This window comes from Nocardiopsis algeriensis (assembly GCF_014203695.1).
Taxonomy (GTDB): domain Bacteria; phylum Actinomycetota; class Actinomycetes; order Streptosporangiales; family Streptosporangiaceae; genus Nocardiopsis; species Nocardiopsis algeriensis.
In genome coordinates this window covers 282,828-303,432 of the sequence record NZ_JACHJO010000007.1, presented here as the reverse complement: position 1 = coordinate 303,432, position 20,605 = coordinate 282,828, and the positions used below count along the sequence as shown (strand labels likewise).

Here is a 20,605-nt window from a genome sequence, read left to right as displayed (position 1 = left end):
GGTGCGCCTGCGCTCCCGGCTGTCCGGGACCCTCGGGAGGGGTGGGTGAGGGCGGTCCTGTATCGGTCATGAATGTCCCGTCTTGCCATACGGCGGGGGGTTCCTCCGTCGACAGTGGGACAGCGCGACACGCCTTTCGGTTCACGCCGATACGGGGGCCGCCGCGGTTGCCCTTCCCCTCAGGGGGCCGATCCGGCCGCGGCCAGGGCGTCCTCCCAGGTGGTGGTCCTCTCCAGCAGGGCGCGGTAGCGCATCGTACGCGGAGTGGAACGCAGGCCCAGAATTCCGGTGAGCATGCCGCCGCGACCCAGGAACGCCACGAATTTCCGGTCCTCGGGGGACCCGTGGACGAAGGCGACCTCATCTGCCGGTGCGCCCTGCCCCAGCAGCTGCACCTTCATTCCGTACTGGTCGGACCAGAAGTAGGGCACCGGGGTGAAGGGCCGCCGTCCTTCCTCCCCCGCGAGCAGGTTGTGGGCGGCGGCCTCCGCCTGCTCGGCCGCGTTGGTCCAGTGCTCCAGGCGGATACGGCCGCCGTAGCGCGGGTGCGGCCAGTTCGCCAGGTCCCCCACCGCGTACACGCCGGGCACGGTGGTGGCCGAGTACTCGTCGCACACGACCGACCCGTCGGGTGCCAGCTCCACGCCCGAGCCGCGCAGCCACTCGGTGTTCGGATCCGCCCCGAGCCCCGCCACCACGAGCGGGGCCGCCACGGCGGTGCCGTCGGCCAGGCGCACCCGCTCCACGCGCCCCGGGCCCTCGTATCCGGTCACGGCCGCGCCCGTGCGCACGTCCACGCCGTGGTCGCGGTGCAGATCGGTGAGGACCCGGCCGATGCGCGGATCCACCACCCGCGCCAGCGGGGTCGGGGAGGCCTCCAGCAGGACCACCTCCAGCCCCAGCGCGCGGGCGCTCGCGGCCACCTCGGCACCGACGAACCCGGCGCCGACCACGACCAGGCGAGTGGCCCGGGCCAGCTCCGCCTGCAGCGCCTCGGCGTCGTCCAGGGTGCGCAGCACGTGCACCCCCGCCAGGTCGGTGCCGGGGCGGCGGGCCCGCGTCCCCGTGGCGACGACCAGTCCGTCGTAGGCGATCGCGTCGGGCCCCTGCGGGCCCTCCACGAGGACCTTGCGGGAGGCGGTGTCCAGCTCCACGGCCCGGGTCCGCGGGCGGAAGTCCAGGTCCAGCCCGGCCACGGCCTCCTCGTCCAGCAGGCGCAGCGCCCGGTGGCCGGCCAGCCAGCCGGGGGCGCCCGCGGCGGGGTCCAGCCCGGTGCCGGTCAGCACCTCCTTCGACAGCGGCGGCCGGGAGTAGGGCCCGTGCGCCTCCTCTCCCACCAGGGTGAGCCGGCCCTCGAAGCCGCGCTCGCGCAGCGCCCGGGCCGTGTGCAGACCGGCCATTCCCGCGCCGACGACGACGATGTCCTCGGGGGTGCTCGGCACAGTTCCTCCTCGGGGTCGGTGCGGCCCGCGGCCGCGGTTCAGAGCGGACGGACCTCACCGACGGGGACGCCGCCGCCGTGGACGTCGACGCGCAGCCGGTCCTCGACGGCGGAGATGTCCACACCCAGGGTCCTCAGGGCGTCCAGACCGACCAGCGTACGCGCTCTCTCCTCGGCGTCGCCGTCGCTGATCTTGACCGCCGCGGTCTCGCCGCCGGGGGCGCCGAGCAGCAGGACGCCGTCGGCGCCGATCTTGGAGACCAGTCCGGGCATCCTCGTCATCAGCTCGGTGTCGATGCGGCCGCTGCCCGACACGTACTCGGGGTGGGCGGTCATCGCGTCGAGGACCGCGCGCTCGGGACTGCCCTCGGGTGCGGTACGCATCCGCCACAGGCCCCGGGCCAGGCCCGCGAGGGACACGGCGAGCTGGGGTGCTCCGCAGCCGTCCACGGCGGTGTGCGCGACCTCCTCCTCGCACAGGTCCTCGACGGTCTCGCGGACGAGGACCTGGAAGGGATGGCCGGGGTCGAGGTAGTCGCCGGTGCTCCACCCCGCGGCGACACACGCGGCGAGCATGCCCGCGTGCTTGCCCGAGCAGTTCATCAGCAGGCGGTCGGGCTCGCGCCCCGCGAGCACGAACTCCCGGCGGGCGGTGCCGCCGGCGGGGACGGCGGGCGGGCACCGCAGGGCGTCGGGGGAGAGCCCCGCGCCGGCGAGGACGGCACGGGCCTGCTCCTCGTGGCGGGGCTCGCCGCCGTGGCTGCCCGCCGCGATCGCCAGCGACGGGCCGCTCAGCGGGGCGCCCGCGCGCAGCATCGCCAGGGCCTGGAAGGGCTTGGCGGAGGAGCGCGGGAACATCGGCTGGTGGACCGGTCCGCGCGCGTGGGCGATCCGCCCGTCGGCGGCCAGTCCCACGACGGCGCCGTAGTGCACGCTCTCGCGCATTCCGGAGCGGACGACCTCGGCGAGGGGGACGTACTCGGGCAGCGGGGTTCGGATCACGGTCGGTCTCCAGACGGTCACGGTTTCCGGCATCGGGTGCAAACGTTACCCAGGGCCTCTTTCTTCCTGTTCAGGGGGCACGGTACGGCATTCTCCACCGCGCTCCGGGGAACGGGCCGTCCTGTCCGAGGCGGGGAGTAGGGTCGTGCCGGTACGCAACCGGTACCGGTGGGGCCGGCAGTGACGAGGAAGCAGGGCGGAGCGATGGGAACGCTGCGGACGGGCGGGCTGACCCGGCGCGGGTCCGGCAGGCGGGCGGCGGACCTGGAGTACGCGGTCCTGGACATTGAGACGACCGGACTGGACCCGCGTGAGGGTGCGCGCATCGTGGAGATCGCGGTCGTGCGGGTGCGCGGGGACGGCAAGGTCGTCGAGGAGTTCAGCACCCTGGTGGACCCGCGCGCCCCCGTGTCGGGCCAGGAGTTCCACGGGATCGGCGAGAGCGACACGGTCGGTGCGCCCACGGTCGGACAGATCGTGCCCCGGCTGGCCCGGATCCTCTCGGGGGCGGTCGTGGTCAGCCACAACCTGGATTTCGAGGAGCGCTTCCTGGCCTCGGAGCTGGTGCCGGCCGGGCTGCCCGCAGGGCAGTCGGGGCTGTGCACGCTGCGGGCCCTGCGCTCCCAGGTCGACCTGGCCCGCTACTCGCTGCCCAAGGCCTCCTACGTGCTCAGCGGGGACTGGCCCACCGGGCAGCACACGGCGCTGGGCGACGCGCGTGCCTGCGCCAAGCTGCTCGTGGAGATGATCGCCAACGCCCCGGGGGAGCTGCGCTACCGAGGCCCCGCCCCGCGCACCCTGCCCGTTCCGGGGAACGGCGCGGAGGAGGTTCGCCCGAAGCGGCGGACCGCGTCGGTGGGGGAGCTTCCCCCGCCCGGCGTCTGGGAGGCCAGATGGCGCCCCCTGGAGCTCGACCCGCTGCTGTGCGGAGGCCTGTTCGGCCCCCACGACCGGGCCGTCGCCGAGATGAGCGCCTCCCGGGACGCCCGCACGCGCCGCAGGGCGGCCGCGGCCGCCGCGATGGTCGGCGGGATCGCCGCGGGCGGTCTGCTGGCGGGCATCGGCCGCCTGCTCGACCGCGGGGTCAGTGGCCGAGCAGGGTGAGCAGGAGCGAGACGAGGAGTGCGCTGCCGCCCAGTGCGGTGAGCAGCGCCCGGCCCTGTTCGGTGAGCCGGGCGGGGACCAGGTGCACGCGCGGCGGGGCCGCCCTCCGGGCCGCCGTGGCCTGCGCGCCGGGCCCCGAGCGGGGCGGAGGGAGTCGTCCGGGGACGTAGCGGGGCACCTTGTTGAACATCGCGATCGGTACCAGTGCGGCGCCGACGAGGAAGAGCACGAGGGACACGGGAGGACACCTTCACGGCTCGGCCGGGGGAGGGGTTGTCCTCGATTCTCGCGAAACCGGTGCCGGAAATTCGAGTCGGTACCGCCTGGTCGGCGACGGGTCGGCGGGTAACGGCCGACCCTTATGGCTCTGCGCTCACGCTCCCGTGCTCTCCGTGTCGGCCTGTCGGGGGTTGAGGAGCACCGTGTCGATGGTTTCGGTCGCCGTCCCCAGGGCCCGCAGGACGAACCGCGTGACCAGGGTGTGGGTCTCGTCCAGGCCGACCTCCCCGCTGACGAGCGGGATGCGCCGGGAGCCGATCATCGACAGCGTCAGCTGCGCGGTCGGCCCGGTCGGCAGCGGGTCGAACTCGCCCGCGGCCGTGCCCTCCTCCAAGATCTCGGTGAGCAGGCGCTGCATCGGCGCCACGTGGGCGGCGAGCGCCTTGTAGGCCTCCGGCCCCAGGCTGGCGCCGAGTTCGGCGGCGGGCGGGTGCGGGTGCGCCACGATGCCTTCGAGCTGGAGGCGGACGAAGGCCGAGAGGCGTCGGGCCGCCGACACCCCCGCGGGCAGTTCGCGCCGGTAGCGCTCCACGAACGCGCTGTTCACCTGCTCTGTGAAGGCCAGCAGCAGGGTGGGCTTGTCCGGGAAGTAGTTGTACAGCGCGGTGCGGGTGATGCCTGCGGCACCGGCCACGTCGGTCATGGAGATGCGGTCGATCCCCTGCGACCTGGTCAACTCGTCGACGGCCTCCATGATGCGCTCCCGTGTGCGGGCACGGTGGGCGGCGATGGTGGGAGCCGTGATCTTGGGCATGACCCTATGGTGGCACGCTGCGCGGAGCGGGCCGGTCCGGCCCGGTCCCTGGGACCGGGGAAGGGGCCGGAGCCTCAGGAGGCGGGTGTGTACAGCTTGCCGAGGTCGGCGAGCACCTCGGTGTTGAGCTGGTAGGCCAGCCGGGTCTCGGCGACGACCCGGTCGGCGGCGGCCGCGTCCAGTTCCAGGGAGTCGAGCCGCGCGCGGTAGCCCTCCCGGAACCTCGGCAGGCTGCCCAGCGCGTCGAAGACGTAGAAGGCCACGCCCGCCTCGTCGGTGATCCCGTAGGTTCTGGCGGCCACGCGGCGGATGAACTGGCCGCCGGACACGTCGCCCATGTAGCGGGTGTAGTGGTGGGCCACGAACCCCTCGGGGCGGTCGGCCATCTGCTCGATGCGCGCCGTGTAGGTGCGGGTGGCGGGGGTGGGCGAGATCCGGTCGCGCCAGTCCGGTCCGACCAGGTGCTCCAGGTCGCGCACCAGTGCGGGGACCCGTTCGAGTGCGGGGAGCAGGAAGCGGTCGGCCAGCGGGTCGCCGGCCAGGGTGCGGCCGACCTCCTCCAGTGCGGTGTAGGCGAAGTAGTGCTGGGCGACCATGTCGGTGTAGCCCTCTCGGGAGAGGGTGCCGCCGAGGAGCGCCTGGGTGAAGCCGTGGGCCTCGGCGGCTTGGTGGTGGGTCCAGGTCGACGCCTTGAGGCGTTCGGAGAACGGTTCGGGACCGGGGGAGACCGGCGCGGGGGTCTCGGCTGTCACGCCCATGGCGTTCTCCGCCCTTTCGTGTGGAGATCTATATGACATGATGTCATTTAGCTGCGGTTGGGTGTCAAGATGGAAATGACGCTCTGTCGAAAAAACTTCACATGCCATGTGAGCTGCCTCACAATGAGGGGTACGTCCCGGCCTGTGCCCGAGCACCTGCACGGGCATCCGGGCCGTGCGCACGACTCCCCCGACCGGCTGTCCGTCCCTTGCCGGGGCCGGGTTCCCGCCCGGGCACGGCCCGCGACGGGTGCGGACGGAGACCGGTTCCCGCCGGGAACGTCGGATGTCTCTCTCCTCCGCGTGCTGGTCAACACGTCGCTGTGGCGTTTATCGTTTTGGGAGTCATGCGGTCCGAACCGCCCGGAGGCGCTCGTCCCGGACGCGCAGACGCGGTGGTGCACACCGCGGACCGGTAGACCGAAGGCGATGAGTGGATACCAGGAGAACAGGGCACGATCCCGTGACGGTGGTCGGCGGGGAGGCGGTCCGTGCCGCCTCCGGCCAGGGCGTTGCCGACAGCGCCCCCCTGGGCGACGACACCGTTCTGCACGAGCGGCTGGAGGCTGCCGTCGAATCGGTTGACGTCCTGCTGATCGAGGACGACGCGGGCGACGCCTTCCTCGCCGAGGAACTGCTCGCCGAGACCGCGCTGACCACGCACATCACCTGGGTGGCCACGCTGAAGGACGCCCGCGAGCACCTCAAGGACTTCCGGGGCTGCGTCCTGCTCGACCTCAACCTGCCCGACGCGCAGGGGCTGGACCTGCTGCGCGAGGTCCTGGCGGCCGCCCCCCACGCCGCGGTCGTCGTCTTCACCGGCCTCGACGACGAGCACGAGGGCGTCGCCGCCGTTGCCGCGGGAGCCCAGGACTACCTGGTCAAGGGCCAGGTCGACGGCTCCCTGCTCGGTCGCAGCCTGCGCTACTCCCTCGAGCGCCGCCGCGCCGACGAGAACGCCCTCCAGCTCCGCGAGGCCCGCCTGAGCGCCCGCGAGAACATGCGCCTCGAACGCGGACTGCTCCCCCAGGTCCTCCTCGGGCGCTCCCCCCTCAACCACCGCTCCTACTACCGGCCGGGGCGCAAGCGCGCCGTCGTCGGCGGCGACTTCTACGACGCGGTCGAGAAGGACGGCACCACCCACGTGCTCATCGGCGACGTCAGCGGCCACGGGGCCGACGAGGCCGCCCTCGGGGTGAGCCTGCGCATCGCCTGGCGCACCCTCGTCATGGCCGGCGTTCCCGAGAACGACGTGCTGCCCAACCTGGAGGCCATCCTCGTCAGCGAGCGCGCCAGGGAGGAGATGTACGCCACCCTGTGCATGGCCAGCCTGGACACCGGTGACGAGCGCATGCGCCTGCGCGTCCTCGGACACCCGCCGCCCATGGTCGTGCACGGCACGTCCGTCGAGGAGACCGTGGCCAACCCCCAGCCGCCCCTGGGGGTCGCGCCGGTCGAGCAGGTCGACGTGGACGAGATCGTGCTGCCGCGCGGGGCGAGCATCCTCTTCTACACCGACGGCCTCGTCGACGCCTACGACGGGGCCCCGCCCGCACGCCTGGAGGTCGCGGGACTGCGGCGCCTGGTCACCGGCATCCTGGAGCAGGGCGTGTCCCTGCACGCGCTGCCCGAGCACGTGGTGGACGGGGCCGAACGCCGCAACGGCGGGCCGCTCCAGGACGACGTGGCGATGCTGCTCATCACACACGGGGAACACGGAGAGCGGGAGTGACTCCTCCCGAGGAGGGGACGGCCATGGAGACCGACGCAGAGGGAACCGGGCCGGCCCCGGGAACCGGCATGCCCGGAGGCGTGTCCGTCGGCGGCACCCATTTCGTCAACGGCGACCGGGGGCGCCCCGAGGCCTCGGCGAGGTCGTGGAGCCTGCGCCGCCGGGTCACCGTCCTCCTGGCCGCGGTCGCCGTCATTCTCGTCGCGGCGGTGTCGACCATAACGCTGTCGGCGATCAGCGCCCGCAACTCCCTGGACCTCCAGGTGGACTCCCTCACGCCCGCGGTCAGCTCCGTCGAGCAGACCCGCTCCGCCTACCTCACCCAGGACCACGCCCTGCGCGGCTACATCCTCACCGAGGACCGCGAGTTTCTCCAGCCCTACATCGAGGCGCGGCTCAACCTCACCGACCAGCGCGCCGCCCTGGCGGAACTGACGGAGGAACCCGAGCAGGACGGGGCCGTGACCGAGGCGCTCCAGGCCTTCCTCGACGCCGGGCAGGTCTGGACCGACGAGTTCGCCGAGCCCGCCCTGGAACAGGTGAGCAACGGACAGGAACCCAGCCAGGAGGACCTGCGCCGCGGCCGCGTGCTGTACATGAACCTGACCCAGGCCGGTGACGAGGCCGTGCAGCAGCTGAACAGCGAGATCAGCGAGGCTCGCAGCGGCCTGGCCCTCGCCACCCAGCAGGTCGTCGCCCTTCTCGTCCTGGTCGGTCTGGTCGTGGTGTTCCTGTCGGTGTTCCTGTGGGTGATGCTCCAGCAATGGGTCCTGCGCCCCCTCGAGGAGCTCGCGGGACACATGCGCCAGGTCTCGGAGGGCTACTACGCGCACCGGATCTCCCTGCACGGCCCTCCCGAGATCGTCCGGCTCGGCCGGGACGTGGACGCCATGCGCGAGCGCATCGTGCAGGACCTGGACGAGGTCGCCTCCGCACGGCGCAAGCTCCAGGAGCAGTCCGCGCTCCTGGAGGAGCAGGCCGAGGAGCTGCGCCGCTCCAACCTGGAGCTGGAGCAGTTCGCCTACGTCGCCTCGCACGACCTCCAGGAGCCGCTGCGCAAGGTCGCCAGCTTCTGCCAGCTTCTCCAGCGGCGCTACCACGGACAGCTGGACGAGCGTGCCGACTCCTACATCGACTTCGCGGTGGAGGGTGCCAAGCGCATGCAGACCCTCATCAACGACCTGCTGGCCTTCTCCCGGGTCGGCAGGACCAAGAACTTCTCGTCGGTCGGTCTGGAGCAGCCCCTCGACGACGCCCTGAGCAACCTGTCCACCCGCCTGGAGGAGACGGGCGCCGAGGTCACGTGGGACGACCTGCCGACCGTGCAGGGCGACCGCACCCTGCTCACCCAGCTGTTCTTCAACCTGGTGGGCAACGCCGTGAAGTTCCGGGGCGAGGAGGACCCGCGGGTGCACATCGACGTGCACCGGGAGGGCGACGAGTGGGTCTTCTGCTGCGAGGACAACGGAATCGGGATCGAACCGCAGTACGCCGAGCGCATCTTCGTGATCTTCCAGCGGTTGCATACCCGTGAGAAGTACTCGGGAACCGGTATCGGGTTGGCGATGTGCAAGAAGATCGTCGAGTTCCACGGCGGCCGGATCTGGCTCGACACCTCACGGACCGCTGCCGAAGGGGACTCCGCACGGACCGGAACCCGCATATGCTGGGCCCTGCCAGTGGATTTCGGGCAGGAGTCCGCCCCGGGCGGGCGAACCGCCGAAGCCGTTCCCGGCGTTGTTACCGGTGACGGGGTCCAGGGCACCGAGGACGCCGAGTCCGCCCCCGCGGGCCCGGCTCCGACAGCCGGTTCCACGGATCGGGGAGACCGGGGAGAAGAGACTGCCGCGGAGGGGGAGAGCCCCGCCGGACAGCCTCCCTCCCTGCCCGGATCCGGTGGCAGTACGGCTTCCTCCGACGACGGGGCGGAGCCCTGACAGGGGTCTGGAGCTTGAGCGAGGTCATGTTGGTGCATCCCATCGAGGTGCTGCTGGTCGAGGACGATCCCGGTGACGTCCTGATGACCAAGGAGGCGTTCGAGGAACACAAGCTGGGCAACCGCCTGCACGTGGTCTCCGACGGCGTCGAGGCCCTGCGCTTCCTGCGCCGTGAGGGCGAGTACGCCGACGCCCCCCGGCCCCACCTGGTCCTCCTCGACCTCAACCTGCCCCGCAAGGACGGGCGCGAGGTCCTGGAGGAGGTCAAGAACGACGAGGAGCTCGCGCACATCCCCGTCGTGGTGCTCACCACCTCCGAGGCGGAGGAGGACGTGCTGCGCAGCTACCGCCTGCACGCCAACGCCTACGTGCCCAAACCGGTCGACTTCGAGCAGTTCATCAAGGTCGTACGTCAGATAGACGACTTCTTCGTCACCGTGGTGCGCCTGCCCCAGGGATGACGCGCGCCGCGGGACATGAGTGGCCGCAGCGGTTTTTGGCTACGGTAAGAGGTATGAACCTGCCGGAGCCGCGTGACCCCGACGGTCCCTACCGCATCAGTGTGGTGTGCCTGGGCAACATCTGCCGCTCGCCCATGGCCGAGAAGGTCCTGCGCGCCGACATCGACCGCGCAGGACTGGGCGGCCTGGTGGAGGTGGACAGCGCGGGCACGGGCGACTGGCACGTGGGGGGCGCCATGGACCCGCGCGCGGCCTCGACCCTGCGCGTCCACGGCTACCTCACCGACCACACCGCCTGCCAGTTCGGTCCCTCGCACCTCGTCACCCGCGACCTCGTCCTGGTCATGGACCTGGACAATTTCGACACGGTGCGGCGCATCGTCGACGAGCACGGCGAGAAGCATGGGTTCGACCTCGGACGGCTGAGACTCTTCCGGTCCTTCGCGCCCGGCAGCGGTCGCAACCCCGAGGTGCCCGACCCCTACTACGGCGGGGACGACGGGTTCACCGCCGTCCTCAACATGGTGGAGGCCGCCTCCAAGGGCCTCACCGGTGAACTCGTCGCACGGTTGCGGCGGTAGGGCCGGTGGAGGAGGAGATCGTGCGCGCCTTCGACGGCGGAGGAGGCGAGGGCCGACGGCGGGACCCGGTCAGCGGGACCATGGCCGAGCGGCTCACCGCCCTGCTCGGCCGGGAGGTGCGCCGGGCGGCCAGAGCGGGCAGCAACCACGACTGGGACATCTTCTACGCGGAGCTGGTCGACGGCACGCGCCTGTTCGTCAAGTCCCTGTCGCGGGGCGTCCCCGTCAGCCCCGTGCTCTCGACCGAGGCGCGCGGGCTCGACTGGCTCGGCCAGGCCTTCGGCTCCCCGGCGATCGAGGTCGTGGCCTGGGACGAGCGCATCGTCGTGCTGCCGTGGGTGGAGGAGCGTGAGCCCACCCCGCGTGCGGCCGAGTGGCTGGGGCGGCAGCTCGCCGGGATGCACCTGGCCGGGGCCGACAGCTTCGGAGCCGAGTGGCCCGGCTTCATCGGCCCCCTGCCGGTGGACAACACGCCCTCGCGGGACTGGCCGTCCTTCTACGCCGAGCAGCGCCTGCGCCCCTTTCTGCGCCGGGCCGTCGACCAGGGCGGGCTCACCCCCGCCGACGGCCGGATCATCGAGAAGGTCGTCGACGCCGTCCCCGACCTGGCCGGCGCCCCCGAACCACCGGCCCGCGTCCACGGCGACCTGTGGAACGGCAACGTGATCTGGCGCGACTCCGACGCCGTCCTCGTCGACCCCTCCGCCCACGGCGGCCACCGGGAGGCCGATCTGGCGATGCTCGCCCTGTTCGGGCTTCCGCACCTCGACCGGGTACGCGACGCCTACAACGAGGCCGCTCCCCTCGCCGAGGGCTGGCGTTCCCGGGTCGCCCTGCACCAGCTGTACCCGCTGCTGGTCCACGTCTGCCTCTTCGGCGCGGCCTACCGCACCACCACCCTGGAAGCCGCGCGCGCCGCGCTGTCGTGAGCCGGGGGCCGTGTTTGCTTTGGGGCCTCCGCTGCGCTTCGGCCCGCCCGTCGCCCGCCGGCGCCCTCACTGTGCTTGCTTTGGGCTTCCGCTTCGCTTCAGCCCGGTTCGGGCGCCCTCAAGGCGCGGTTCTTCGTCGCTGCGCTCACATCCTCGTTCCTCGGATGTTCGCTCCACTCCTGCAGAACCCCGCCGGCGCCCTCACGGCACACCCCTTGGGGCGCGGCTGTGCTCGTGTGGGGCCCGGCGCCCTTGCGTGCCTTTGCGGCTCGGTTCGGGCGCCGGGGGCGGGGTCAGCCCTTGACGCTGCCGGCCAGGAGGCCGCGGACGAAGTAGCGCTGGAGCAGGAAGAACACGAGCAGCGGGATGATCATCGACACGAAGGCACCCGCTGTGAGGCGGTGCCAGGCCTCGCCCCGGGTGCCGGCGAGCTCGGCGAGGCGGACCGTCAGCGGCGCGGTCTCGGCCGAGTTCCCCGTGAAGATCAGCGCCACCAGCAGGTCGTTCCACACCCAGAGGAACTGGAAGATGCCCAGCGACACCAGGGCCGGGACGATGAGCGGGAGCACGATCCGCATGAAGATGCGGCCGTGTCCGGCGCCGTCCACACGGGCCGCCTCGAACAGGCTCTTCGGCAGTTGCGCGATGAAGTTGTGCAGGAGGAAGATCCCCAGCGGCAGGCCGAAGATCGTGTGTGCCACCCACACGTTCGTGAACGCCATGGCGCCGGTCAGCTCCCACGCGGGCAGGACCTGCACACCGCCGATCACCACGCCCTGGGAGAAGAAGCGCAGCAGCGGCACCAGCGACATCTGCAGCGGCACGATCTGGAGCGCGAAGACCCCCAGGAAGAGCCAGTCGCGGCCGCGGAAGTCCGTCCACGCCAGGGCGTAGGCGGCCAGAGCCGCGATACCCACGACGAACACCGTCGCCGGCAGCGTGATCACGAACGAGTTGACGAAGTAGCTGGCCAGCCTGCCGTCGCTGGCACTGCCGAACAGTACGTCCCGGTAGTTGTCGAGCGTCACCTCGGGGGAGGCGAAGAACGTCCACCAGCCGCTGGTCCGGATCTGCTCGGCCGGGCGGAAGGAGGAGATGAACAGGCCCGCGGTCGGCACCGTCCACACCACGGCGATGACGAGCGCGACCAGGCTCGCCGTCGACCCGCTGAGCCTGCGGCGCACCCGGGCCGCCGCGCTCCCGCGGGGGACCGGGATCTCGGGGTTCGCCGCCGCGGCCTCTACCTCGGGGGTTCTGTTGCTCATGCCAGCTCCCTCGCCTTGCGCATCCGGCGGATCTGTACCACGACCAGTGGGATGACCAGTACGAACAGGAACACGGCCAGTGCCGACCCCTGACCGGTCTGGCCCTGCTGGAAGGCTTGGCTGTACATCTCGTTGGCGATCACGCTGGTCCCGTAGTTGCCGCCGGTCATGGTGCGGACGATGTCGAAGACCTTCAGCGTCTGGACCGTGATGGTGATGAACACGACCAGCAGGGTCGGCCACACCGTCGGCAGGGTGATGCGGAAGAACAGGTTGAAGGGGCCGGCCCCGTCGATCCGGGCCGCTTCGACCATGTCGGCGGGGATGGCCTTGATCGCGGCCGAGAGCACGACCATGGCGAACCCGGCCTGCACCCAGATCAGCACCAGGATCAGCAGGAATGTGTTGATGGGCTGTTCGAGCAGCCACAGCCTGGGCTCACCGCCCAGCCACACGACGATCTGGTTGAACAGGCCGTACTGCTCCTGGTCGGCGGGCCGGTAGGCGAACACGAAGCGCCAGATGATGCTCGCGCCGACGAACGAGATCGCCATCGGCATGAACACCAGCGACTTGGCGATCGGCTCGAACCGGGAGCGATCCACCAGCACCGAGTACACCAGCCCGATGGCGGTGGACAGCAGCGGTGCGAACAGCACCCACAGCAGGGTGTTGAACAGCACCTGGAGGATCTCGGGGCGCTCGAACATCCACAGGTAGTTGTCCAGCCCCACGAACGTCTCGCCCGAGCGGTCGTAGAAGGACAGGAGGGTGGTGCGCACGCCCGGATAGACGATGCCGCCCAGGAGGAGGAGCAGGGCGGGGGCGAGGAAGAGGAACGCCTGCCAGCGGTCCCGCCGGGTGCGCGGCAGGTCGACCAGCACCAGCAGCAGTCCGATGACGGCGAGGAAGACGGCGATCCCGATGAGCATCCACACGATCTTGGGAAGCTCGTTCAGGAAGGAGAACTCCATGGTCGGTCCCTTGTACCTGGAAGGGGACGGGGCCCGGCCTCGCCGGGCCCCGCGGGGGTTTCCGGGTGTTTACGGCCAGGCGGACTCGATGGCCTCCAGGACCTCGTCGGTGGAGGAGCCGGTCACCCAGTCGATCATGCCGGTCCAGAAGGCGTCCGTCCCGACGGAGGCGGGCATGGAGTCGCTGGCGTCGAAGTGGAACACGGTGTCCTCCGCGAGCAGGACCTCGGCGGCGAACTGCGAGGCGGGGTCCTCGATGACCGACGTGTCCATGTTCTGGTTCGCCGAGACCCAGGCGCCCTCGGAAGCGCGGCTGTTGGCGTACTCCGGCGTGGACAGGTACTCGTGGACCGCGGCGACCTCGGGGCGGTCGGCGAACGGCACGGCGAACTCGCCGCCGCCCATCACCGGCACCTCGGCGCCGGCCTCCAGCGGGGGCAGGACGAAGCCGTAGACGTCACCGTCCTCGCCGACCTCCACGTCCTCGCCGAACTGCGCGGAGTAGAACGAGCCCATCAGGTACATCGCGCAGCCGCCGTCCAGCAGGGGCAGACCGGCCTCCTGGAAGGAGGTGATCGCGATGCTCTCCATGTCGCCGAACGTACCGTTGACGTAGTCGGGGTTGCGGACGATGCCGTCGGCCAGGTCGAAGGCCTCGGCGACCTTCGGGTCGTCGAAGGGGATCTCGTGGGAGACCCACTGGTTGTAGGTCTCGGTGCCGCCGGTGCGCAGCAGCGCGTTCTCGATCCAGTCGGTGCCGGGCCAGCCGGTGCCGTCCCCGGACTCGAAGCCCACGCACCAGGGCTTGGTGCCCGACTCCGCGATCTCGTCGCTCAGCGCGACCATGTCGTCCCAGGTCTCGGGGACCTCGTGGCCGTTCTCGGAGAAGTACGTCGGCGAGTACCACACCATCGACTTCATGTTGGCGCCGTAGGGCGAGCCGTACAGTTCGCCGTCGATGGTGGCGTAGCTGCGCCAGTCCTCGCCCCAGCCCTCCTCGACGTTGGCCTTGACGCCATCGGAGACGGGCACCGCGTGGCCGTCGGAGACGACGCGCTCCAGGAGCCCGGGCTGCGGGATCAGCGCCAGGTCGGGGGCGTTGCCGCCCTCGAGGCGGATGGGCAGCTGCGCCTCGAACTCACCGCTGCCCTCGTGCTTGATGTCGATCCCGGTGCACGCCTCGAAGTCGGCCCAGGAACGGTCCATCCGCTCGGCCTCCTCGTCGCGGATGGACGAGTAGAGGCTGACGCTGCCGCCGATGTCCTCCCACTGCTCGTAGGGGCTGCAGTCGATGCCGGAGGCGTCACCGCCTCCACCGGCCCCGCCCTCGCCACTGAGGTAGCCGCAGCCTGAGGCCGCGAGGAGGACGACGCCTGCCACCGCCAGACGGCGGGTGCTGTCTCTTCTCAGCATGGAGCTCTCCCTTGTGTGACCCACGGCATGCCGAATCCGATGCAATCCACTATCAGTGAAAATGTCTACAAATTTCGCAACTACTTTCGTAACGATGACGAAACGTAGCGGGGCCTCAGGCCGTGTTCTTCGGATGCTCTCGCCGCATCGGCGGAGCCGATCCCCCCGCGAACGGCCGACCAGGCGTCTCCTCGCGAGTCGGAGAGCGCAGCTCGGCCCGGCCGGCCTCGCAAGCTCTCCGCCGCGGCAAGGGGGCGTCCGGTGGCCGTGCAGCCCGAGATGATCCGAAAAACAGGGCCTTAGATTGGAACCATGTCGAACGCATCCAGGGATCCCGAGCTGCACGTCGCACTCATCGGTTACGGCAAGGGCGGCGAGGTCTTCCACGCGCCGCTGATCGACGCCGTCCCGGGCCTGCGCCTGGCGGCGGTGGTCACCGGTAACCCCGAGCGGGCCCGCGCGGTGCGCGAGCGCTACCCCGGTGCCGTGGTCCACCCGACCGTCGCGGACCTGTGGGCGCACGCCGACCGCTACGAGATCGCCGTGGTCACCACGCCCAACGACACCCACGCCCCGCTGGCCCGGGCCGCGCTGGAGAACGGCCTGGACGTCGTGGTGGACAAGCCGTTCGCACTCACCTCCGCCGACGCCCGCGAGCTCACCGACCTGGCCGAGAAGCTGGGCCGGGTGCTGACCGTCTACCAGAACCGCCGCTGGGACGCCGACTTCCTCACCCTGTGGGGCCTGGTCGAGGAAGGCGCCCTGGGCCGGGTGCACCGGTTCGAGTCGCGCTTCGAGCGCTGGCGCCCGCAGGCCAAGGGGACCTGGCGCGAGAGCGGCGGGGTGGAGGCCGGGGCCGGCCTGCTCTACGACCTGGGGCCGCACCTCATCGACCAGGCGGTCAACCTGTTCGGCCCGGTCTCCTCCGTCTACGCCGAGGTGGACACCCTCCGCGAGGGGGTGCAGGCCGACGACGACGTCTTCCTCGCCCTGCAGCACGCCCGCGGGACCCGCTCCCACCTGTGGATGAGCGCGGTCGCCGCGCAGAACGGCCCGCGCTTCCGCGTCCTGGGCGACGCGGGCGCCTTCACCAGCCACGGCATGGACGCCCAGGAGGCCCGCCTCACGGCGGGCGAGCGCCCCGACGCCGACGACTGGGGCGTGATGCCCGAGTCGTCCTGGGGGGTGCTGGACACGGAGGGCTCCACCCGCCGGGTACCCAGTGCACGCGGCGCCTATCAGGAGTTCTACGCCGGGGTCCGGGACGCGGTGGGCGAGGGCGACCCGCTGCCGGTCGACCCGCACGAGGTCACCCACGGCCTCGAGATCATCGAGGCCGCCCGCCGCAGCGCGCGCACCGGTTCCGTCGTGCGGCTGGAGTGACCTTTCCATGGGCCTATGTTGGGAGGTGAGTCCCACCGAAGGAGGCTGACGTGGCCCAGGTCCTCGTGGTCGCAGACGAGCTCACCGGTGCCAACGCCACCGGTGCCAGGTTCGCCCGGACCGGAATGCGTGTGGCCACGGTGACACCTGAGCACGTCAGCCAGGTCGAGGGCGACTACGACGTGGTGGTGGCCAACCTGGACAGCCGCCACGTCCCCGCCGAGCAGGCCGCCGACCTGGTCACCGACGTGGTCGAGGCCGTGTGGCCGGTGGGTCTGGTGGTCAAGCGCACCGACTCGACCCTGCGCGGCAACATCGGCGCCGAGCTGGAGGCCACCTACCAGGCCGTCCGCGAACGCGTCCCGGTCGGCACCCGGGTCCGCGTGCTCTTCGTCCCGGCCTTCCCCGCGGCCGGCCGCACCACCGAGAACGGCGTCCAGCTGCTCAACGGCTTCCCCCTGGGGGACACGGAGCTGGCCCAGGACCCGCTGCACCCCATGGCCACCGGCTCGGTCGCGGAGATCCTCGCCGCCCAGACGGCTCTGGCGGTACGGCACGTGCCCGTCCGCCAGGTCACCCAGACCATGCTCACCGCCGAACTCCTGGCCGGCGACGAACCGATCGTGCTGTGCGACGCCGCCACCGAGCAGCAGCTCACCGACATCGCCGAGGCCGCCGCGGCCGCCCACCACGCCGACGGGACCGTGTGGGTCTGCGCCGACCCCGGCCCCACCGGCGCCCTGCTCGCCTATGCCCTGCGCCTGCGCGGTCAGGCGGGTTCGCGCGGCCCCCTCCTGGGAGTGGTGGCCAGCACCACCGAGGTCACCCGCCGCCAGCTGGCCACGGTGGCACGCACGGGAGCGGTCCGCTTCATCGACCTGGACGCCGTGGCCCTGTGCGAGGACCGCGCCGACGACGTCGCCACCGAGCTGGCCGCGCAGCTCACCTCCTCGGTCTTCCCCGACCTGTGCATCCTGCGCGTGGTCACCCCCGGCGACCGGATCGGCGAGATGCCCGCACAGGCGAGGGCCGAACTGCCGGTCCGCATCGCCCGCCTGGTGGCGGACGTGGTCAACGAGACCCACGCCCTGCCCAGCGGCCTCTACCTCACCGGCGGCGACCTGGTGTCGAGCCTGCTGGACGAACTGGACGTCCACGCCTTCGACATCGGCGGCGAGATCGTCCCCCTGGCCGTCCACGGCCACCTCAGCGGGGGTCCCCTCGACGGCACCCCCGCCATCGCCAAGGGCGGCCTGGTCGGCGACGACACCACCCTGGTCGAATGCCTCACCAAGCTCCGCCGCGCCGTCCGGACCCGCCTCCACCAGGTCCACTCCGAGGTGTCCGAGCACATCTTCCCCGTCCCCAGGCCCGCTCCCGGGAGGCACACCCGGTCCCAGCGGTGAGACCGGCGCCCCCGGCCGCGCGGCGGAGCGGGGCGCCGCCGTCCACGCGTGTCAGCGGGCGGCGGCCTTCCGGTGCCCCGGGTCCCCGGGAGCACCTTCGCCGACCGAGCCCGCCGGGCCCCCGGCGCACTCCTTCGCCAGGCGCTCCACCATCTCCGCCAGTACCTCCGGGTACTCCAGCGGCCCCATGTGCCCGGCCCCCTCGACCTCCCGGACCTCCCGGCAGTCCCCCAGGAGCGAGGCGATGTGGTGGGCGTGCCACGGCGGTGTCATCCGGTCCTCGGTGCCGACCGCGACCACGGCGGGCACGGTGATCCGCCGGACCGTGTCGTCCAGGTCCAGACCTGTCATCACCTCGCCCCAGCGCCCCCGCACCACGCCGTTGCACGCGTGCACCATGCGCATGCACAGCCGTACCATCCTCGGATCCGCCTTCATGCTCATGCAGACGTACTGCAGCGCGAGGTCGGTGACCGGGTTGGGCGGGCCCAGCGGCAGGGGGGCCCGGAGGAAGACCTGTGACCCCAGCGTGCCCAGAGGGCCGGGCAGCGGAATGGCGCGCGCCCTCTTCGTCAGCTCGGTGCAACCGGTGTTGGTGAGCAGCACCGCGCCCGCCTTCTCCCGGAACACCTCACGGTCGCCGGCGGCCATGACGGTCATGCCGCCCATGCTGTGTCCGGCGACCACGGCCCTGTGCCCCTCGGGGACGGTCGCCGCCAGGACGGCGCACAGGTCGTCGGCGAGCTTCTCGGCGCCGTAGCCGGCGCGGGTGAGGGGGGCCGGACTGCGGCCGTGGCCGCGCTGGTCGTAGAGCACCACCCGCAGATGGGGGGCGAGCTCGCGCACCACCGGTCCCCACGACGCCAGGGACGTCGCCCAGCAGTGGGAGAGAACCACGGTGGGGCCGTCGGAGGGGCCGCGCACCTCGACGTGCAGTTCGCTGCCGTCGTCGGAGCGCACCCGCAGTTCCCGGGCCGCGCCCACGTGTCGGATCGCCATGGGAGAAACACCTCTCGTCGGGGGAGTGGGGGAAGGAGTCCGGAGCACGTGCCTCGCCGGAGAAGGGTCAGTCGACCAGTTCCTCCAGTTCGATCCGGGGGACCGCGAAGGGAGGCGTCCCCGATCCGCTGACCGGATGACCTCCCCACACGTTGGGCTGGGCCAGCACGCCCGTCCCCTCGTGCCCCTCCGGGGTGCGCACCCGTACCGTGCGGACCCCGCGCTCGTAGGCCGCGGTCACCTCGGGGCTCGCGGACAGCCGTCCACGCCACTCGTACGCACCGGTCAGCGGCGAGAAGTGTCCGGCCAGATGCGCGGTGGCGGTGATCTCCGCGTCCTCGTCCCCGTCCACCGGGACGAGGACGACCTCGCCCCGGTACTCCTCCTCGTCGTCGTCGAACCCGCTCACGGCATCCTCCCTCAGACCCCGGCCCGCGCCCTGGTCCTCGTCCGGGCACCCGCGTCCACCCGCAGGTCGTAGTTCCTCGGATCGAACCAGCGCGTCCGCAGCGCATAGCTCCACGTGAAGGTCGGCCACAGCGTCGTGTTCCGACCCTCCTCGTTCAGGTACCAGCTGTCACATCCGCCCGTGACCCACACCGTGCCCCGCATGGACCTGTCCACCATCTCCTTGTAGGCCCTCTGCGCCTGCGGCCGCACGTCCAACCGGTCGTAGCCGCCCCGGCACAGGTACTTGAGGGCCTCCATGGTGTATCTGATCTGGGCCTCGAGCATGAACAGCTGCGACGTGTGACCCAGCCCCGTGTTGGGCCCGGCCAGCACGAACAGGTTGGGGAACCCCGCGACCGTGGTGCCGCGGAAGGCCTGCGCGTCGCTGCCCCAGTGGTCGGCCAGGGAACCCCCTTCCCCGCCGAAGATCCGCTTGGCGATCGGCGGTTCCGTGACGTGGAACCCGGTGCCCAGGATGACGGTGTCGACCTCGTGCTCGGTCTCCCGCCCCGAGGCGTCGCGCGTGACGACCGCGTTCGGCCGGATCTCCGCGATGCCCTCGGTGACCACGTCGACGTTGGGGCGGGCCAGCGCCGGATAGTAGTCGTTGGACATGAGGATGCGCTTGCAGCCCGCACGGAAGCTCGGCGTGACCTTGGCCCGCAGCTCCGGGTCCTTGATGCTCCGGTGGATGTTGGCCCTCCCCATGGCCTCCACCACACCGAGGAGCCTCGGGTTCTTCGCGAAGCCGAGGACGTAGCTCTCCCGGCCCCAGTAGATGCTCTTGCGGGCGATCTGCTGGGTGAACGGCAGGTTCCGGTACAGCCACCGCTCGGCCTTGGTGATGTCGCGGTCGTGGCGGAACATCACCCACGGCGCGGTGCGCTGGAAGAGCGTCAGCCGGGCGACCTTCGGCTGGATCTGCGGCACGAACTGGATGGCCGACGCGCCGGTTCCGATGACCGCGACCCTCCGGCCGGTGAGGTCGTGCCCGTGGTCCCAGGTCGCCGAGTGGAAGAGCTTCCCCTCGAAGGTGTCCAGGCCCTTGATGTCGGGAAAGGCAGGGTCCGCGAGCGGGCCGGCGCCGCTGACCAGGAACTGCGCGGTGAGCGGGCCCCGGCCGGTCTCGATCCGCCAGCGGTTGTGCTCGGGCTCCCAGTGGGCCGAGAGCACCTCGTGGCCGTACCGCACGTGCCGCCTGATGCCGTGCTCCCCGGCGACCCGCTTCATGTAGTCGAAGATCTCGGGCTGAGGGGAGAACGACCGGCTCCAGTCGGGGTTGGGCGCGAACGAGAACGAGTACAGGTGCGAGGGCACGTCGCAGGCGGCGCCGGGATAAGAGTTGTCCCGCCAGGTGCCGCCGACCTCGTCGGCGCGCTCCAGGATCACGAAGTCCTCCAGGCCGGCCTGCTTGAGGCGTACGGCCATCCCGATTCCGGCGAAGCCGGACCCGATGACGGCCACCCTGAAGTGGGGCGGTGCTTCGGTCACGTGCTGGTTCCCTTCGTACGACCGGTCCGCGCGGCGTCTGCCGGCGGCCGCGGACCGGAATGCGGGGGTCCCCCGGGGCGTGGCGCGTTTCGCCCCGGGGGAGTGTGCCCCCGGAGGCGTGGCGCGTTCCGCCTCCGGGGAGAGGGCTCCCGGGGACGCGGCGCGTTCGTCCCCGGGAGGCCTGTGCCACCGCCGGCGGACGCGGGGCGTCCGGTTCCTCGGCGGTGAAGTGTGTGCGGCGGTTTC

General features: G+C 71.6%; 19 protein-coding genes. 8 read left to right on the top strand and 11 right to left on the bottom strand.

What is annotated here, in order from left to right; genetic code table 11:
* Positions 1 to 179 precede the first annotated feature (179 nt).
* A complete protein-coding gene (locus FHS13_RS13325) occupies positions 180 to 1,400 on the bottom strand; it encodes an NAD(P)/FAD-dependent oxidoreductase (protein WP_221442911.1) in 1,221 nt (406 codons plus the stop codon).
* An 80-nt stretch (positions 1,401 to 1,480) separates the two neighbouring features.
* Positions 1,481 to 2,443: an asparaginase gene (locus FHS13_RS13320; RefSeq protein WP_184292057.1), complete on the bottom strand. Its 963-nt coding sequence runs from the start codon at positions 2,441 to 2,443 to the stop codon at positions 1,481 to 1,483.
* Positions 2,444 to 2,647: 204 nt separating this feature from the next.
* Here FHS13_RS13320 and FHS13_RS13315 point away from each other — a divergent pair, with 204 nt between their 5' ends.
* A complete protein-coding gene (locus FHS13_RS13315) occupies positions 2,648 to 3,547 on the top strand; it encodes a 3'-5' exonuclease (RefSeq protein ID WP_184292156.1) in 900 nt (299 codons plus the stop codon).
* On the opposite strand, the gene FHS13_RS13310 is transcribed toward FHS13_RS13315, so the two are convergent.
* From FHS13_RS13310 to FHS13_RS13300, 3 genes are all read right to left on the bottom strand, one after another.
* A complete protein-coding gene (locus tag FHS13_RS13310; protein ID WP_184292055.1) occupies positions 3,528 to 3,785 on the bottom strand; it encodes a hypothetical protein in 258 nt (85 codons plus the stop codon). The two genes, FHS13_RS13315 and FHS13_RS13310, sit on opposite strands and share 20 nt — an antisense overlap.
* A 135-nt stretch (positions 3,786 to 3,920) precedes the next feature.
* Positions 3,921 to 4,580 carry a TetR/AcrR family transcriptional regulator gene (locus tag FHS13_RS13305; protein WP_184292053.1) on the bottom strand — a complete coding sequence of 220 codons (660 nt, stop codon included), beginning with the start codon at positions 4,578 to 4,580 and terminating at the stop codon, positions 3,921 to 3,923.
* 74 nt (positions 4,581 to 4,654) lie between these two features.
* Positions 4,655 to 5,338 (bottom strand): biliverdin-producing heme oxygenase, encoded by a 684-nt coding sequence (locus FHS13_RS13300; protein ID WP_184292051.1) that lies wholly within the window; start codon positions 5,336 to 5,338, stop codon positions 4,655 to 4,657.
* Between the two features lie 463 nt (positions 5,339 to 5,801).
* On the opposite strand from FHS13_RS13300, the gene FHS13_RS13295 reads away from it, so the two are divergent.
* From FHS13_RS13295 to FHS13_RS13275, 5 genes are read left to right on the top strand one after another with little or no spacing between them, the layout of a single operon-like run.
* Positions 5,802 to 7,070, top strand: coding sequence for a SpoIIE family protein phosphatase (locus tag FHS13_RS13295; protein ID WP_184292154.1), 1,269 nt, complete (start codon positions 5,802 to 5,804; stop codon positions 7,068 to 7,070).
* A gap of 23 nt (positions 7,071 to 7,093) precedes the next feature.
* Positions 7,094 to 9,007, top strand: a complete 1,914-nt coding sequence (locus tag FHS13_RS13290; RefSeq protein ID WP_184292049.1) for a sensor histidine kinase — start codon at positions 7,094 to 7,096, stop codon at positions 9,005 to 9,007.
* A 26-nt stretch (positions 9,008 to 9,033) separates the two neighbouring features.
* Positions 9,034 to 9,468 (top strand): response regulator, encoded by a 435-nt coding sequence (locus FHS13_RS13285; protein WP_184292152.1) that lies wholly within the window; start codon positions 9,034 to 9,036, stop codon positions 9,466 to 9,468.
* A 53-nt stretch (positions 9,469 to 9,521) separates the two neighbouring features.
* Entirely contained in the window at positions 9,522 to 10,049 is a 528-nt protein-coding gene (locus tag FHS13_RS13280) for a low molecular weight protein-tyrosine-phosphatase (RefSeq protein ID WP_184292047.1), read from the top strand.
* 20 nt (positions 10,050 to 10,069) lie between these two features.
* Positions 10,070 to 10,978 carry a fructosamine kinase family protein gene (locus FHS13_RS13275; protein ID WP_420221012.1) on the top strand — a complete coding sequence of 303 codons (909 nt, stop codon included), beginning with the start codon at positions 10,070 to 10,072 and terminating at the stop codon, positions 10,976 to 10,978.
* 293 nt (positions 10,979 to 11,271) lie between these two features.
* Here FHS13_RS13275 and FHS13_RS13270 read toward each other — a convergent pair whose 3' ends face one another.
* From FHS13_RS13270 to FHS13_RS13260, 3 genes are all read right to left on the bottom strand, one after another.
* On the bottom strand, positions 11,272 to 12,243 hold the full coding sequence (locus FHS13_RS13270) for a carbohydrate ABC transporter permease (protein ID WP_184292043.1): 972 nt from the start codon (positions 12,241 to 12,243) through the stop codon (positions 11,272 to 11,274).
* Complete coding sequence (locus tag FHS13_RS13265; protein ID WP_184292041.1) at positions 12,240 to 13,217, bottom strand: carbohydrate ABC transporter permease; 978 nt, start codon at positions 13,215 to 13,217, stop codon at positions 12,240 to 12,242. The genes FHS13_RS13270 and FHS13_RS13265 overlap by 4 nt, the downstream gene beginning before the upstream one ends.
* A gap of 69 nt (positions 13,218 to 13,286) precedes the next feature.
* A complete protein-coding gene (locus tag FHS13_RS13260; RefSeq protein ID WP_184292039.1) occupies positions 13,287 to 14,630 on the bottom strand; it encodes an ABC transporter substrate-binding protein in 1,344 nt (447 codons plus the stop codon).
* 312 nt (positions 14,631 to 14,942) lie between these two features.
* On the opposite strand from FHS13_RS13260, the gene FHS13_RS13255 reads away from it, so the two are divergent.
* Positions 14,943 to 16,013, top strand: a complete 1,071-nt coding sequence (locus FHS13_RS13255; protein WP_184292038.1) for a Gfo/Idh/MocA family oxidoreductase — start codon at positions 14,943 to 14,945, stop codon at positions 16,011 to 16,013.
* A gap of 50 nt (positions 16,014 to 16,063) precedes the next feature.
* On the top strand, positions 16,064 to 17,419 hold the full coding sequence (locus FHS13_RS13250) for a four-carbon acid sugar kinase family protein (RefSeq protein ID WP_184292036.1): 1,356 nt from the start codon (positions 16,064 to 16,066) through the stop codon (positions 17,417 to 17,419).
* A gap of 51 nt (positions 17,420 to 17,470) precedes the next feature.
* Here FHS13_RS13250 and FHS13_RS13245 read toward each other — a convergent pair whose 3' ends face one another.
* The 3 genes from FHS13_RS13245 to FHS13_RS13235 form a co-directional block, all read right to left on the bottom strand.
* Positions 17,471 to 18,418, bottom strand: coding sequence for an alpha/beta fold hydrolase (locus tag FHS13_RS13245; RefSeq protein WP_184292034.1), 948 nt, complete (start codon positions 18,416 to 18,418; stop codon positions 17,471 to 17,473).
* A 67-nt stretch (positions 18,419 to 18,485) separates the two neighbouring features.
* On the bottom strand, positions 18,486 to 18,827 hold the full coding sequence (locus FHS13_RS13240; protein ID WP_184292032.1) for a DUF4873 domain-containing protein: 342 nt from the start codon (positions 18,825 to 18,827) through the stop codon (positions 18,486 to 18,488).
* Between the two features lie 11 nt (positions 18,828 to 18,838).
* Positions 18,839 to 20,359: an NAD(P)-binding domain-containing protein gene (locus tag FHS13_RS13235; RefSeq protein WP_184292030.1), complete on the bottom strand. Its 1,521-nt coding sequence runs from the start codon at positions 20,357 to 20,359 to the stop codon at positions 18,839 to 18,841.
* Positions 20,360 to 20,605 lie beyond the last annotated feature (246 nt).